Below are 14,986 nucleotides of genomic sequence, written 5' to 3'. Positions count from 1 at the left end.
CTCAACTAAATTTTAGTTGAGCTCATCTAATAAGTCCTGATATGTAATTTTTTTTGCTACCGGATTTGTATTGTTGTTAATTACTTTTACCCTAATTGCCCGTAAACCTGAAACTCCCTGAAGATCCTCAACTTCAAATTGTTCTATAGAAGGCTCCAGAATTTTCTTGTGCTGAAGGTATTTGATATATTTTAAGTATTCGGCCTCTTCACTGTTTTGAGAATAGACAATTGTAATTTTCTCTTTCTCGGTAATGCGGTCCTTTGTGCCTTTTATATTCGATTTGTCGATACGTTTTTTTACCACTTCATATCTGGCATTGTAGGTTCCGTCGACATCAAAACGTTTTTCATCCATTCTGAAACGGATGGAAAGTGCTGAACTAAAAACTAAAATTAAAGAGGTCACGTCCAGTTCGTACGGAAGTGATTCTTTAAGGTGATGATGTTCGAGTTCCATCTCGCACAAGGTTTGTAGTTGCCACAAACGCAAGTTGTGCAAATACATCATATCAAATGGCTGGGTTGGAGTAATAGAAGCCCCAATATAGAGATTATGCTCTACACCATCGGTTTTAAACCGTTCGTAATAGTGTGGATAAATTTGCTGTGCTTCAAGTTGTTTCCTGTCCAGAACCGAAGCCAGTTTTTTATTGATAATTGACATCGCATTATCAAATTTCTTTCTTTCCTGATAAAACAATCCGGTCTTAGCGTCAAGACTTTCAAAGTAATGACGTTCCAGTTTTTCACTTTTTTCGGTTTCTTTTGTGTTCCTTAAAAGAGGATGAATTTCTTCTTCAATATAGCGTTGAATATATTGTTCGGTGTCTGCTTTTAAAGGAGCATCCAGTTCATCACGGAAGGATTCCAGCTCAAATTTCCGTTGTTCCAAAAGTACCAGATTGGTGTTGGGATCTTGTGATTCGAAAATCTTTAACAAAGCAGTCAATTGATTTTTAAGATCGATTTTGACTGTTTCATTTCGATGTTCAGAAGAACCTTTAATGTCGATTTGTCCATAGAGAGGGTATACATTCTTAAATGAAATTTCTTTAAAAATATAATCCTTCGTATGATTGATGTTTTGGAAATAGTTTTGAGATTCTCGCTTAAATTTCCAGTAAACACTTGGATGAATTGTGGTGTATTCGCGCTGAATAATGGCTTCAATCTGATGCTGCATGTCCGTATTGTAACGATCAATAGTATCCGTCAGATACGGCAGAACCAGTTCCAGTTTTGTTGCATTAATAGTATTGAGTGCTTTTATCTTTGACGAAACCAATTCTACAACACCCAATAAATGCCCATCTTTTATAACTGGAGCAAAAACGCAGCTTTGGATTCCTTGTTTTAATAAATGTTCTCCCAGTTTTTTATTGGACGATTGTTCAATGAATCTTTCTACATTAGAAATGACCAATGGTTCTTTATTGTCTAATAATTTTTCGAAAGTACATCCAAAAAAAGCGTTTTTACAATCGATCTCCTGATCTTTTGAAAGCAGGAAACTTTGTAACTGAGTATCGAATTTAACAGGTCTTATGAATTTTTCCTCCTCAGGATTGTAAACAATAAATCCAACCTTTAAATCTGGAATTTTAAAGATAGATTTAAAAATGTTGGATACGATTTCATCTGTCGCAACGGTTTTTGAATCAGGTTTCAATAAGTTGCTTTTTAGATTCGAAATGGCACTTTCTGTTGTAGCATCAAATAAAGAAACAATTCCAAAACCCTTTAGAATCCAGCTTCCGTTAGGAAATTTTGATTTCCAAAGTTCAAGGTCATTGTAGTTGTCAAGCAGCAAATCAATATCTTCCTGGGTTAAGGGTACTGATTTCTCTGTTGGAATAATTTCCATAAAATCGGCATTGTACAAAATGCGATAGTGTTTTTCTACTCCATTTTCGTCAGGAATATCGTAGAAAAAAGGTTTATTAAAATCAATACGTTGTTTGTAGTAAACGCCTAAAATTAGACAACAGTTGTTGACATAGAACTGATGATCGTCGAAATCACGAATTTCCATATCAAACTCAGAACCTGCGTTGCTTAGAATTTGTTTAAAACGTTCGGTATAATTGAAAGATACATTTTGAAAAGGTATAGTAACCGCTTTTATTTCGTTATGCGTCAAGGCAGTCGGAAAAATGTCGGCCAAAAGGTTTTTGATTAAAGCTTCATTGTCTTTAATGATCGAGTATTCCTTAATTCCGGTTCGAAGTTCCGGAATGGATTCGATCTGTTTTAAAATGGCTTTTGCATAGTTAGCCCTGTAATCAACATCCGACAAAGCAATTTCCTCAAAAGATTCGATAAGCTTATGAAAGGATATGATCGTTTCGAAAGGACTTTCGTTGTATAAATGAATATCCATCTAAATTGGTTTAGATTGTAAAATTAAGCATAAATTAAGAATTTTTTGCAATTTCCTATTTCTTTCGTTTATGGTAGTATAGAGGTCAGGCATTGTTATAACCGGGTTTTAAAAGTGATTTTTTGTTTTAACTAAATATTAACATAATTAATAACGGAACGATCGTTCCGTTATTATATCTTTGTACCATAATAATTGAATAATCAATAATTTAAAAAACGAATAAGATGAAAAAGTTAGAGAATAAAGTGGCTATTGTAACCGGTGGTAATAGCGGAATAGGGTATGCTGCTGCAGCCGAATTTGTAGCAAACGGTGCTCAAGTAATTGTAACAGGAAGAAACAAAGAGGCTTTGGCAAAAGCAGAAGCAGAATTGAACTTGACGGGAATTGTATCGGATCAATCCGATTTAGAATCAATTGATCGTTTGGTTGCTGAGGTAAAAGACAAATTTGGTAAAGTTGACATACTGTTTCTGAATGCTGGAATTGCTGCTTTTGCTCCTGTAAATTTAGCGTCAGAAGAACATTATGACAGTATCATGAATTTGAATTTAAAAGGGGTTTATTTTACCGTTCAAAAAATGCTGCCAATCTTAAACGAGGGAGGTTCGATTATCTTTAATACTTCGATAAACGCTCATGTGGGAATGCCAAATTCAAGCGTTTATGCGGCAAGCAAAGCTGCAGTATTATCTCTGAATAAGGTATTTGCTACAGAACTATCATCCAGAAAAATTAGGGTAAATGCTGTTTCACCTGGTCCGGTTGAAACGCCTCTTTATGGTAAATTGGGACTTGAGAAAGCAGAAGTTGAAGGTTTTGGAGCTATTTTAAGTGAGAAAATTTTATTGAAACGTTTTGGCCAGGCTTCAGAAGTTGCGAAAACAGTACTTTTTTTAGCTTCAGCTGATGCATCATTCATTACAGGAAGTGAAATTGTTATTGATGGTGGACTTACAGTAAATTCTTTAGTGTAATTTTTTCGGCCAATTCAGGAACGATTGTTCCGTATTTTTTATATCTTTGAATGGTAATTTAATACTGAAGTTATGGCCAGAACAAAAGAATTTAATGAAGATCAGGCTTTAGAGAAAGCGATTGAGATTTTTTGGCACAAAGGATACAATGGTACATCGGCAAGTGATTTAGTAACTCATTTGGGATTAAGCCGCTCGAGTTTGTATGATACTTTTGGAGATAAGCAACAGCTTTTTGTGCGGTCTTTAGAGCGTTATCAGAAAAATGGTCAGGAACAAATTGCACAGCTTTTTGATCAGTCTGAAAATATTAAAGAAACTTTGCGGGATGTTTTTAAGCAGGCTGTGGTGGAAAGTTTGGAAGACCGTATTACAAAAGGGTGTTTTATGGTGAATTCTTCTGTCGAACTGGCGATGCATGATGTAGGGATTGCAAAAATTGTACAGAACAACAGACAGACTATGGAAGAGATTTTTACAAAAGCAGTTCAGAAAGGGCAGGATGCAGGACATATTACCAAGAAGAATGATGCCAGAGTATTAGCACGGTTTCTTTTTAATGCGTATTCGGGAATTCGGGTTTTGGCCAGAACTGGGGAAAGGGATAAACAAGTCTATGACGATATTGTAAAAGCAACTTTCTCAATATTATGATTTTGAAACGGCACATAAAAAAAACGGCAATTACTAGTGTAGTTGCCGTTTTTTGCTTTAAGTAAGTAATAGAAAATGAATGACTCTTAGCTTTTTTCTTCTTTATTGAAATACACTAAGTAGTAATACATTTGTTTTTCTTCATCCCAACCTTTTTCAACAAATTTCTCAGCACTTTCCGGATTAATAAAATCCATTTTAATCTGAATGTGAGTATCCAGATTGATTACGTTTTTAATCGATTTTCGTGCGTCAGAAACTGCAGCATTGGCAATAGGGAATGAGGTTACATCTTCGATGCTGTATTTTTCTCCTTTATCTACTTTATAGTTTTTGAATTCAGGAATTAAGTCTGGATTGTCTAATACTTCGTTTAAGAAATTTTGTTCTTCAAACTGATCGTTTTTTGCAAAATAATTCACAGATCGGTTCATGAACATTACTTCTTCTTTTTTGTCTTCTGCCGGTAGAACTACATCTTTGGCAAAGTTCTGACAGAATTTTAAGTATTTTTTAGTTATGAAGTTTTCATCTTCAAAAGCATCAACAGATAAAAAGTGTTCTAACCAGTAACGTGCATCATAACGGTTGCTGTCCACGGTAAGGATTTTGTATCCTTCTTCTTTTTTATAGTTAAAAATCAAACAGCCTTTGTCTAATTTACTTAGATTGATACCTTGTTGCAGGATCATTTCAAGGTTGCTGTCTTTTTCTTCAAATTGTAAAAAGTCAGCCTGTAACTCGCTTTTGAAAATTCCGATTGCATCAACAACATTGTTGTCAATACTTAAATTAGTTAGATAGGTAATGTAAACCTCTCCGTTTTTAATATGTGGGTGATTGGACTGTTCGAATAAATGTGTTGTGATTCTTTTTGAAATCTCCTGTAAATTTCCGGGATTGTCAAAAATCTCTGTAGCATATTTAAACATATCGTTGTAATCCAAATCGACTTCATGCGCAAACTGATAATAGTTTTCTTCCTTCTCTCTGAATGGCTTAAAAAAGTACTCTTTTATCAAAGGAACGATCTCATCATTTAAATTAAATGGCTGTTCCGATAAAAAAATCGCTTCGTTTCTGCTTTTGTTTCCTACGCGGTGTATCGCAAGCGTCTCGATGTGGGTGTTGAATAAGTTGATCATTTTTTTAGGTGCTGAGGTTCTAAGTTACTAATTTACTAAGGTTTAGTTTCTGCTTTTTATTTTTTTAATAAAAGAAACTAACATTCTTTCTACTTCGCGACTGTCCTCATATAAGTTGTTAAAATCGTCTTCTTTTAAATAAGATATGTTTTTTGCGATTTCCAGCTGAGTCTGCATTTCGAATAATGACCCAACTGAAATGTTTAAAAAGCTTAAAAGATCTTTATCGCTTTCCCTCCCAAATCCTTCTGCAATATTGCTGGGTATAGAAATCGAGCTACGTCTAATTTGTGAAGTTAATCCGAAGATTTCTTCTTTTGGAAAATTGTTTGTTGAAAAATAAATTTTGGTTGTCAGGGCCATCGATTTTTGCCAGATAAGCAAACTTCTAAAATTACTCATGTTTGAATATTTTTAATTTGAAAAATTAAAAATAAGAAAAAACTTTCAAAATAAAAACTCAGAACCTTAGCCTCTCAGAACCTCAGAACCTTTAAATTAATTCCAATTCTCTTCAAATCCGTAATCCTCAAAGCTGTCGTCGCCTTCAAACATGTCAAGATCGTCTTCATCAAGATCGTCTTCAAATTCTCCATAGATGTCGTCGTGCATGTCGGCTTCAAAGTTTTTTTCGATGGCTTCGTCCGGCATTTCTCCGTGTGAGAATAGTGTTTCTGGGTATGGAGCTCCTGCGATTTGATCTTCAATAGCAGCTAATTCAACCAGGAATGTCCACATATTGATGAAATCATACACATAGATGATTTTGGTGTTTTCTTTGTCTAAAATAGAAGATAACGGATAATCGCCCATAGTTCTTTGTTCACCAGGAACATCACCTGTATCAAAAAGTGGAATTTCATCCTCTTGATTCCAGGTTTCATCGCAGGTATAAAACGAAGCTACTTCCATTCCGTCAAAACCAAAAGCGTTGAAGATTGCATTGTGTAAATCCTCAAGAGTGTCGTCTTCAAGAATTGCAATGTCTCTAAAAATATCTTCTTCGGCGTCTAGAATTACTCTAAATTTATAAACCATAATCTTTGTTTTTATTGAGAGGTCAAAGGTAAAATATAAATAATGATTTATGAATTGTGAAGTACGATTTGTTGAAAATATTTTTTATTCGTCGAAGGTAGCAGAGTATGAGTCTTTTGTAATAAACAGCCTCTGACCTGATTCATAATGATTGTCGTGAAAAAAGCAATTACTTTCCGATTAATCTTTTCCTGATCTTGTGATAATGTTTGTGATAGGTACTATGGCTCGGATAACTTCTGCTTGAAGTCATATTATTAAAAATTAATGCTGTTAGGAATAAAATTAGTACACCATCTAAAACAGGAGAAAGTACATACATATAACCCAGGTCTTTTATCTGAGCAGAACCTGTAACCGCAATAAGTGCTGTCGCTCCTCCGGGAGGATGAAGCGTTTTTGTTATTTGCATAAAAACAATCGAAAAGGAAACGGCCAGGGGTGCAGACAGCCAAACAATGTCCGGAATTAATTGGTTTACAGTTACTCCAATAATTGCGGAGATTACATGGCCTCCAATTAAGTTTCGGGGTTGCGAGAACGGACTTTGAATGATTCCGTACACCAGTACACTCGATGCGCCAAAAGAACCAATTAAGAAAACAATATCAGTGCCGGAAAAACGAAGAGATTCCAGATAAGAAAGTATTCCAATACCAACAAACGATCCTATAAACGACCAGAAATGCTCTTTATAATCGATTAAAGTTTCTTTGTAAAGTATATAACGGGTTTTACGATAGCCTCTTTTTATTTTTGGAGTTGGCATATTTGCTAAATATTTGATGTGGTATTTTTTAATTAGGGACTGAAACCCGAACTGATGTGTTATATCAGTTTTTGAAAATTTATTTTACTAAATCTGTCGAATAAGTATATACGGTGTAAGGATAGATCATTTTTGCGGTATATTTTGATATCAGACAAACAACCAAAATAGGAATAAACAAAGTGTAATCGTTAGTTAATCCGCAAACTAAGAATATGGCTGTAAAAGGAGCGTGAATACTGGCGCTTAAGACAGCTGCCATTCCGATAATCATAAAGTTTAGAGGAATTACATGTACATGAAAAAAGGTGTTTAAAACGGATGCCAGTAGCAATCCTAAGAAAGCACCAATAAAAAGACTTGGTGCAAAAACGCCGCCATCACCTCCAGAAGCTAATGTTACAGAGGTTACAATTGGTTTCAGGACTAAAATTCCAATAAAAGTGAGAGCGAGAGTCAGTGTCAATGGAATTTCAGCCGAATTGTTAAAAATCCCTTTTATGGCATGATAACCTTCGCCATATAGTTGAGGGAAAATAAACAAGGAAACACTTAGAACGACAGAACCAATTAAGATTTTATAATAATGTGTATCAATTTTTCCGAATTGAGATTTAAAAAATAGCACACAACGAGTTAGGTAAACCGAATTTAGCCCAGCTAATATTCCTAAAAGAATAAAATACGGAATCGCTTTTAAATGCCAGGTCGTAATGGAGACCGCGAATAAAGGTTCTTCTTTTAAAATGGCAAGTAAACCAAAAGCAATTGAAACGGCAATGATATTGGAAATAACAAAAGCACGGGTTACTTTTCTGGAGATTACTTCTAAAGCAAATAAGATTCCCGCAATTGGGCTGCTAAATAAAGCGGTAACTCCTGCAGCAACTCCTGCGCAGATAAGTTCGGTTTTGTATTTACGAAATACATTTTCTTTTTGTTGTGCAACAGATCCGATGGTAGCAGTGGCCACTACGGTGGAGACTTCTATTCCGGTTGAACCTCCAAAAACAACAGTCAGTAAACCGTTAATAAAGTGGGATGGAATTTTATAAGAAGGTAAGTTTTTGGAAACGGATTTTGTACTTTCAAAAACTTCTTTAATGCCTTTGTTTTCTTTTTTCTTGAACAGATAATGTCTTAAAAAGTAGATGACAGACAATCCGAAGACTGGGAAAATGATATAAAAAACAGGATTTACGGAGACTTCATGAAAGAAAATTTCTTCGTAATATTCGGTAATTTTTTTGAGTGAGATTCCTAAAAAGGCCGAAAGAAAGCCAATTAATACCGAAACAATAACTAATTTTTGAAGGACAATAAATTGATGATTTTTCTTGATTCTAGCCGTTTTGTTCATCAGACGTTGATTTTTGAAATCGCATTTTTTCACGCGGATTACAAAATTAGCCAATCAAATTCGTTTTTTCATATAAATCACTCCCTATATTGTGTTAAAGTTGCTGGTTTAGAGGAATTCTCTTAGTGTTTTTTGAATTATCGTTCGTAAAACTCAATGGGCAGTTCATCCGGATCGGCAATAAAAGTGAATCGTTTATCGGTGATTTCGTCGATTCGGATCGGCTCCGATTCGATATTTTTGGTGTCTAAAAAAGCGATGGTTTCTTCCAAGTTAATGACTTCGAAAGCCAAATGACGCAAGCCCACAGCTTCAGGTCTTGAAGGGCGTTTTGGCGGATTGGGGAATGAAAATAATTCGACTACATACGTACCATTCAAAGCCAAATCGAGTTTGTAAGACTGGCGTTCTTCACGATAGATTTCTCGAATAATGGTTAAACCCAAGACTTCGGTATAGAACGTTTTAGACTTTTGGTAATCCGAACATAAAATGGCAATATGATGAACTTTATTTAAGGTAAGCATTGTTTTTTTATTGGGGTTCCTGATTTAATTTTCGAATAACTTTTGCCGGATTTCCAACAGCCAGAGAGTTGTCCGGGATATCTTTGGTGACTACCGAACCTGCGCCAACGACACAACCTTTTCCGATGGTTACGCCTGGACAGATTACAGAATTTCCACCTATCCAGCAATCGTCACCTATAGTAATGGGTAGTGCATTTTCGAGCGTTTTTCTAAGTTCGGCATCAAGCGGATGCGTCGCAGTGTAAATTTGAACGTTTGGAGCAAAAAACACATTTGATCCAATGTTTACTGGCGCACAGTCCAGAACAACACAGTTTACATTAAAATAAACGTTATCGCCACATGAAATATTGTAACCGTAATCACAGTGAAAAGGAGGTTCGATATAAAAACTTTTGCCGGTGTTCGGAATCAGTTCAGCTAAAATTCCTTTGGCTTTTTTCGTTAGGCGATATTCCGTTACGTTTAATCGATGCAGTAAATTCTTGGCTTTTCGACGTTCTTTTACTAAGAGAGGATCTCCCGCAACATAATATTCTCCCGAGATCATTTTCTCTTTTTCTGTTTTCATAAAATGTACTTATATTTTTGTTTTGGCAATTTTTTCGTGAATTTTCAAAGTTTCCTGCAAAGCTGCTGTGGCGTACCAAGGGGTTAATTCGGCTTCAAGCAAATTGGCTTTTATGGCAGGATCTGTTGCTACCAATGCTTTTGCTTCCTCTATGGTTTCAACATTAAAAATATAGATGCCTCGATAATTTCGGTCGTTTTTCATAAAAGGACCGGCAACAACCAGTTTTCCTTCTTTGGCTAATTTTCCGATATTCTCCATATGACCTTCAAACAGTTTTTTGCTTTCTTCTTTGGATGCAGAGGTGTTGCTTCCGGATTTTAAAAGGCAAAATACATATTTTTTCATTCCGTATTCGTCTGCATGCAATGATTTCGCAAGATTTTCATCGAATTTAACTTCTGTTTCCTGAGCGAACCCAATTGTACTGAATAATACTAAAGCTAAAAATGAGAATATTTTTTTCATATCATATTTGTTTTAAAGCAGTTTCTTCAAAATAACAATCTGTCCCAGATGATATACGTCATGCTGGATAATTCCGTGTATATGCTCGTAGTAGGTATGGCCATTGTTTGTATATATTTTGGACAGATCGCTATCATCAAAATCTTCAAAAAATGCATTCCATAATTCCTGCGATTTCCCCAGATTTTGAAGTGACTGTTCCCAAGCAGCTTCGGATGCATCTAAAACAGGTACAAAGTAATTGTGGTCAGGAGTTATGACAGTTTCTCCCTGAACCCGTTTTAAAATGTTTCTTCGCCATTGTATAAGATGATTGACAATTTCCCAAATCGTGTTTAAATTTGGGCTGACTTTTTTGTATGCCTGAGCAGCACTAACGTTTTGTAGTGTATTTATCAGATTAACTTCTAACCAGGGATTTCCATTATAAATAGACTGGTACAGATTCGAAATTCTTTTGCTTTCTGACATAATTGATTTCAGTTTTAAAACACACAAGCTAAGATACAAATAAGTAATTTACAACTCATCCTTAAAATTCTACAATTGGGTTATTTAATATTTTTTAACAGGAATTGTTAAAATACATTTGCTGCATCAAAAAACAATATCATGAAAACCAAAATTACTTTTATTTTATTATTCTTCAGCATTTTTACTTTTGCGCAAAATACGATTTCAGGAAAAGTTGTTGACCAAAAGGGAAAGCCGGTTCAGGGTGCTAATATTTATATAGACGGGACTTATGATGGCGCTACAAGTTCTGAAACGGGTAACTTTTCGTTTGAAACCAGTGAAAAAGGAAATAAATTTTTAGTAGTGAGTTTTTTGCTTTTTGAAACTTTTAAACAGGAAATAGATGTAGTCAATTATAAAGATCAAATTATAAAACTTAGAGAAAATGTAAATGCTCTTGATGCCGTAGTGATTACTGCCGGAACATTAGAATCAGGTGATAAAGCTAGGGTTTCGGTTTTAAAACCATTAGATATTGTAACCACCGCCGGATCAGCCGGAAATATTATTGCGGCTTTACAAACTTTACCGGGAACCCAGACTGTAGGTGAAGACGGACGTTTGTTTGTTCGCGGAGGTGAAGCGAGCGAAACACAAACTTTTGTAGACGGGCTTCGTGTGGCACAACCTTACGGAGCAACTACAAATAATTTGCCAACCCGAAGCAGGTTCTCTCCGTTCTTGTTTAGCGGAATTGCTTTCTCTACCGGAGGGTATTCAGCCGAGTATGGTGAAGCACTTTCAAGTGTTTTGTTATTGAACACACAGGATGAACCTGATCAGAATAAAACCGATATTGCTTTAATGACTGTAGGTTTAGGCGTAGGAAATACACAAAAATGGAAAAAAAGTTCTTTTAGTATCAATACTAATTATATCAATTTAGCACCTTATCAGGCCGTGATTCCACAAAATGTAGATTGGAATAATCCATACCAGTCATTAGGAGGAGAAGCGGTGTATCGCTATCATTTTGAGAGAGGTATTTTTAAATTATATGCTGCTTTTGATGCTGAAAAATTCGATCTGAACCAGAAAAATGTCAATTTTGTTGATCCAATCAGAACAGATTTAGACAATAACAATTTTTACCTGAATGCTTCATATAAAGGAGATTTTGGAACAGGCTGGCAATTGACGTCAGGAGTTAGTTACGGCTACAGCAAAAACAAAATCAAATTTGATATTAATGATGTAGACAGCAATGAAAATGCAGCGCAGCTAAAATTGAAATTAAGAAAGAATATTTCAAATTATTTTAAATTGTCTTTTGGAGCAGATTATTTCATCACAAAGTTTAATGAAAATTATACGGATAATGTTGCTATAAAAACAGCAAACGGTTACAATTCAAACATTGCGGCTTTTTACACAGAAGGAGATATTTTATTCTCGAAAAAACTAGCTGCAAAAGTGGGTTTCAGACTTTCGAATAATAGTTTGTTAGACGAAACAAATATTGCTCCAAGAGCTTCTATTGCTTATAAAGTTTCCAAAAACAGTCAGTTTTCATTTGCCTATGGAGATTTTACACAAACGCCAGTAGTTGATTATATTAAATACTCAAAATACCATCAGTTTGAAAGTGAAAAGGCAAGGCATTATATTTTAAATTATCAGTTTACCAGACCGGGACAAACATTTAGAGCCGAGGCCTATTATAAAGATTACAGCAATTTGGTACAGTACAATACAAGAGATGTCCAGTACAATTCAGTCTTCAATAATAACGGTTCAGGATATGCCAAAGGGCTAGATTTGTTTTGGAGAGACAGCAATTTGCATAAAAACCTGGAGTATTGGATTTCCTATTCTTATATCGATTCAGAGCGACAATACAAGAACTTTCCAACTATGACAACTCCAAACTTTATTGCTAATCATAGTTTGTCTGTCGTAACAAAATATTTTATTACTGACTGGAAATCTCAGATCGGTTTTACCAACAGCTTCAGTTCAGGACGTCCGTACAATGACCCGAATCAGACGCAATTCATGAATGGAAAAACAAAAGCGTACAATAGTTTAAGCTTCAACTGGGCCTATTTATTAACGACTCAAAAGATTCTGTATTTCTCTGTTTCAAATGTATTGGGAACTCAAAATGTTTTCGGATACGATTACGCCAGAAACCCTGATACAAATGGAGTTTACAACAGACAAGCCGTGATACCAACCGCAGATCGTTTTTTCTTCGTTGGTTTCTTCTGGACCATCAGCCAGAATAAAAATGAGAATCAGTTGAAGAATTTGTAAGCGGCTAAGTTTCTGAGATGCTAAGGGACTAAGATATTTAGAACAAGACTCAGAACCTCAGAATCTCAAAAAAACAATTCAGTCACCAAAATCAACAACTCAGTATCATTTAATTTTAAAAGAATAAAATCCGATATACTTTTGAAGTGTAAATTAAAAGGAACACAGAAATAGAGACTAAGAATAAGAAAATCAAAAACTTTGCCCCTTTGCAACTCTGAACCTTTGACCCTAAAAAAAGAGAGTTTTAATCATCAATAAAAACTTAGAATTCCAGAATCTTAAAATAGTAACAACTTTAAAAACAAGAAATCATGACCAAGATTATTACAATTATTACTTTATTTATTTGTAGTTTAATATCTGCGCAAACACAGTTTGAACAAGGAATGGGGAAAGCTTTTGGGCTTTGGAAAGAAGGAAAAAATGCTGAAGCTTCGGCAATGTTTGAAAGAATTGCTGCGGCAGAAAAAACAAGTTATTTGCCTAACTATTATGTAGCCTTAATCAACACTACAGCGGCGTTCTCTGAAAAAGATAAAACAAAAATTGATTTGTTATTGACCAAAGCACAAGATGCACTGGATACTGAGTTAATCAAAGATCAGAATAATGCCGAATTGTATGCGATGCAAGCTTTGATTTATACTGCCTGGGTAGTAGCTGATCCAATGACAAACGGAATGAAATATTCGGCTAAAGTGATGGAGGCCTACGCAAAAGGAAAAGCGATTGATCCAAATAACCCTAGAATTGTTTTTGGTGAAGCTGATTACCAAATAGGAGGAGCAAAATGGTCAGGTGTTGATACGAAACCGTTATGTGCACAAGTTGATAAAGCTGTCGAACTTTTTGCTACTTTTAAACCAGCGACACCTTTTTCTCCAAAATGGGGATTAGAAAGAGCTTTGGAAACTCAAAAAAATTGTAAAAAATAATTTAATACCAATAGTATAGAATGAAAGATCATAGAAACTCGTTTGCTGATTTAAAAAGTGGAACCATAATGTGTTTCAAGATTTCTATGGTCTTTGCAATATTGTTCTCCGCTTTTCTGGGTGATGATTTAACTGTTAAAAATGTTCTTGTTACTTTTTTTGTAAGCTGCCTTTATTCTTTCGGACTGGGATTTGGTAACGGATACATCAGTGTTTTTCTGGACCGAAAATGGGATTGGCTTGAGCAAACTAATCTGAGAGTGTACTATGGAATTTTGTGCACTGTTTTATATACGATTCCGGTAGTTTTGGGGATAAATTATTTCATTTTTGTCGTTTTGCAAAATGTGACTTTAGAGGTGTTTTTTGGGGCAAGAATGCTTTGGGTGCATCTTTTTTATATCATTTTGTCTTTAGGGGTCTCTACTTTCCTGCAAGCAAGAAGTTTTATGGTAAAATGGAAACAGGCATCCAAATTTGAAATAACACAACAAAAGATCATCGCAGGAACGGCAAATGCAAAATTCGAAAGTTTAAAAAATCAAATAGACCCGCATTTTCTTTTTAATAGTTTAAACGTTCTTAGTTCTTTAATCGAAGAAAATCCGGATAATGCACAGCGATTTACGACTTCATTATCTAAAATTTATCGCTACGTTTTAGAGCAAAAGGATAAGGAATTGGTTTCTGTTGAAGATGAATTGTCGTTTGCTAAAACCTATATGAATTTGCTCAAAATGCGATTCGAGAATAGCTTGTTTTACGAATTGCCAACGACAAATATAAATCCGGAAGCCAAAGTAGTTCCGCTATCGCTGCAGCTTTTATTAGAGAACACCGTAAAACACAATATTGTCAGCGAGCAAAAACCATTGCATATCAGGATTTTTATAGATGGAGATTATCTGGCAATACAAAACGATTTTCAGAAAAAAGAAGTTTTGCAGGACCGACAGGGGGTAGGATTGCAGAACATTGTTAACCGATATTCAATTGTAACCAACAGAAAGGTTTTGATTGAGCAGAATGAGAAAAATTTCACCGTTAAAATTCCAATTTTAACCAAACAAATTACAGTTATGGAAACAAGTGCAGAATATAGTGAAGAAAATAAAGCCTATTTCAGAGCTAAAAAGAGAGTAGAGGAGCTAAAAGGTTTTTACGGTAACGTAATTTCATATTGTTGTGTGGTACCATTTTTAATTTTTATAAATTTGAGGTACTCTCCTGGATTTCAGTGGTTTTGGTTCTCGGCTTTGGGCTGGGGATTTGGAGTGGTGATGCATGCTTTTAAAGTTTTTGGTTACAGCTCAGATTGGGAAGAACGAAAAATAAGAGAGATTTTGGAGCGCGAAAACAAGCAAAAAAACTGGAAATAG

At 35.1% G+C, this 14,986-nt stretch carries 15 protein-coding genes; 5 read left to right on the top strand and 10 right to left on the bottom strand.

Going from position 1 to position 14,986, the window contains the following annotated elements:
* Positions 1 to 12: 12 nt before the first annotated feature.
* Positions 13 to 2,382: a GAF domain-containing protein gene (locus AC3IS6_RS21685; RefSeq protein WP_489162462.1), complete on the bottom strand. Its 2,370-nt coding sequence runs from the start codon at positions 2,380 to 2,382 to the stop codon at positions 13 to 15.
* Between the two features lie 227 nt (positions 2,383 to 2,609).
* On the opposite strand from AC3IS6_RS21685, the gene AC3IS6_RS21680 reads away from it, so the two are divergent.
* On the top strand, positions 2,610 to 3,362 hold the full coding sequence (locus tag AC3IS6_RS21680; protein ID WP_489162460.1) for an SDR family oxidoreductase: 753 nt from the start codon (positions 2,610 to 2,612) through the stop codon (positions 3,360 to 3,362).
* A gap of 72 nt (positions 3,363 to 3,434) precedes the next feature.
* The gene (locus AC3IS6_RS21675) at positions 3,435 to 4,016 is read left to right on the top strand and encodes a TetR/AcrR family transcriptional regulator (protein WP_489162458.1); all 582 of its coding nucleotides are present in this window, start codon (positions 3,435 to 3,437) and stop codon (positions 4,014 to 4,016) included.
* Positions 4,017 to 4,102: 86 nt separating this feature from the next.
* Here AC3IS6_RS21675 and AC3IS6_RS21670 read toward each other — a convergent pair whose 3' ends face one another.
* The 9 genes from AC3IS6_RS21670 to AC3IS6_RS21630 all read right to left on the bottom strand — a co-directional run bounded on the left by AC3IS6_RS21670 (position 4,103) and on the right by AC3IS6_RS21630 (position 10,368).
* Positions 4,103 to 5,161, bottom strand: a complete 1,059-nt coding sequence (locus tag AC3IS6_RS21670; RefSeq protein WP_173966345.1) for a nucleoid-associated protein — start codon at positions 5,159 to 5,161, stop codon at positions 4,103 to 4,105.
* 42 nt (positions 5,162 to 5,203) lie between these two features.
* Entirely contained in the window at positions 5,204 to 5,563 is a 360-nt protein-coding gene (locus AC3IS6_RS21665; protein ID WP_489162457.1) for a four helix bundle protein, read from the bottom strand.
* Positions 5,564 to 5,659: 96 nt separating this feature from the next.
* Entirely contained in the window at positions 5,660 to 6,199 is a 540-nt protein-coding gene (locus AC3IS6_RS21660) for an IS1096 element passenger TnpR family protein (RefSeq protein ID WP_173966347.1), read from the bottom strand.
* A gap of 169 nt (positions 6,200 to 6,368) precedes the next feature.
* Positions 6,369 to 6,968 (bottom strand): HPP family protein, encoded by a 600-nt coding sequence (locus AC3IS6_RS21655; RefSeq protein WP_489162456.1) that lies wholly within the window; start codon positions 6,966 to 6,968, stop codon positions 6,369 to 6,371.
* Between the two features lie 79 nt (positions 6,969 to 7,047).
* The gene (locus AC3IS6_RS21650) at positions 7,048 to 8,328 is read right to left on the bottom strand and encodes a chloride channel protein (protein WP_489162454.1); all 1,281 of its coding nucleotides are present in this window, start codon (positions 8,326 to 8,328) and stop codon (positions 7,048 to 7,050) included.
* 137 nt (positions 8,329 to 8,465) lie between these two features.
* Positions 8,466 to 8,855 (bottom strand): SMU1112c/YaeR family gloxylase I-like metalloprotein, encoded by a 390-nt coding sequence (gene gloA2, locus AC3IS6_RS21645; protein WP_173966350.1) that lies wholly within the window; start codon positions 8,853 to 8,855, stop codon positions 8,466 to 8,468.
* A gap of 7 nt (positions 8,856 to 8,862) precedes the next feature.
* Positions 8,863 to 9,429 carry a sugar O-acetyltransferase gene (locus AC3IS6_RS21640; RefSeq protein ID WP_489162452.1) on the bottom strand — a complete coding sequence of 189 codons (567 nt, stop codon included), beginning with the start codon at positions 9,427 to 9,429 and terminating at the stop codon, positions 8,863 to 8,865.
* A 9-nt stretch (positions 9,430 to 9,438) separates the two neighbouring features.
* Entirely contained in the window at positions 9,439 to 9,897 is a 459-nt protein-coding gene (locus AC3IS6_RS21635) for a YciI family protein (protein WP_173966352.1), read from the bottom strand.
* Between the two features lie 12 nt (positions 9,898 to 9,909).
* Positions 9,910 to 10,368: a DinB family protein gene (locus AC3IS6_RS21630; protein WP_489162451.1), complete on the bottom strand. Its 459-nt coding sequence runs from the start codon at positions 10,366 to 10,368 to the stop codon at positions 9,910 to 9,912.
* Positions 10,369 to 10,509: 141 nt separating this feature from the next.
* Between AC3IS6_RS21630 and AC3IS6_RS21625 the strand changes: the two genes are divergently transcribed.
* From AC3IS6_RS21625 to AC3IS6_RS21615, 3 genes are all read left to right on the top strand, one after another.
* Positions 10,510 to 12,669: a TonB-dependent receptor gene (locus tag AC3IS6_RS21625; protein ID WP_489162449.1), complete on the top strand. Its 2,160-nt coding sequence runs from the start codon at positions 10,510 to 10,512 to the stop codon at positions 12,667 to 12,669.
* 314 nt (positions 12,670 to 12,983) lie between these two features.
* Positions 12,984 to 13,607: a hypothetical protein gene (locus AC3IS6_RS21620; RefSeq protein ID WP_489162447.1), complete on the top strand. Its 624-nt coding sequence runs from the start codon at positions 12,984 to 12,986 to the stop codon at positions 13,605 to 13,607.
* Positions 13,608 to 13,627: 20 nt separating this feature from the next.
* On the top strand, positions 13,628 to 14,986 hold the full coding sequence (locus AC3IS6_RS21615) for a 2TM domain-containing protein (RefSeq protein WP_489162446.1): 1,359 nt from the start codon (positions 13,628 to 13,630) through the stop codon (positions 14,984 to 14,986).

This window comes from Flavobacterium sp. KH_035 (assembly GCF_057839565.1).
The sequence above is the reverse complement of the archived record's forward strand: the minus strand, read 5'-3'. Positions and strand labels throughout refer to the sequence as shown.

Bases quoted from the DNA above. Each gene is read 5' to 3' on its own strand.
- AC3IS6_RS21640 (WP_489162452.1), bottom strand. From the start codon at position 9,429: ATGAAAACAGAAAAAGAGAAAATGATCTCGGGAGAATATTATGTTGCG.
- gloA2 (WP_173966350.1), bottom strand. From the start codon at position 8,855: ATGCTTACCTTAAATAAAGTTCATCATATTGCCATTTTATGTTCGGAT.
- AC3IS6_RS21685 (WP_489162462.1), bottom strand. From the start codon at position 2,382: ATGGATATTCATTTATACAACGAAAGTCCTTTCGAAACGATCATATCC.
- AC3IS6_RS21620 (WP_489162447.1), top strand. From the start codon at position 12,984: ATGACCAAGATTATTACAATTATTACTTTATTTATTTGTAGTTTAATA.
- AC3IS6_RS21630 (WP_489162451.1), bottom strand. From the start codon at position 10,368: ATGTCAGAAAGCAAAAGAATTTCGAATCTGTACCAGTCTATTTATAAT.
- AC3IS6_RS21635 (WP_173966352.1), bottom strand. From the start codon at position 9,897: ATGAAAAAAATATTCTCATTTTTAGCTTTAGTATTATTCAGTACAATT.
- AC3IS6_RS21680 (WP_489162460.1), top strand. From the start codon at position 2,610: ATGAAAAAGTTAGAGAATAAAGTGGCTATTGTAACCGGTGGTAATAGC.
- AC3IS6_RS21665 (WP_489162457.1), bottom strand. From the start codon at position 5,563: ATGAGTAATTTTAGAAGTTTGCTTATCTGGCAAAAATCGATGGCCCTG.
- AC3IS6_RS21650 (WP_489162454.1), bottom strand. From the start codon at position 8,328: ATGAACAAAACGGCTAGAATCAAGAAAAATCATCAATTTATTGTCCTT.
- AC3IS6_RS21660 (WP_173966347.1), bottom strand. From the start codon at position 6,199: ATGGTTTATAAATTTAGAGTAATTCTAGACGCCGAAGAAGATATTTTT.
- AC3IS6_RS21625 (WP_489162449.1), top strand. From the start codon at position 10,510: ATGAAAACCAAAATTACTTTTATTTTATTATTCTTCAGCATTTTTACT.
- AC3IS6_RS21670 (WP_173966345.1), bottom strand. From the start codon at position 5,161: ATGATCAACTTATTCAACACCCACATCGAGACGCTTGCGATACACCGC.
- AC3IS6_RS21655 (WP_489162456.1), bottom strand. From the start codon at position 6,968: ATGCCAACTCCAAAAATAAAAAGAGGCTATCGTAAAACCCGTTATATA.
- AC3IS6_RS21615 (WP_489162446.1), top strand. From the start codon at position 13,628: ATGAAAGATCATAGAAACTCGTTTGCTGATTTAAAAAGTGGAACCATA.
- AC3IS6_RS21675 (WP_489162458.1), top strand. From the start codon at position 3,435: ATGGCCAGAACAAAAGAATTTAATGAAGATCAGGCTTTAGAGAAAGCG.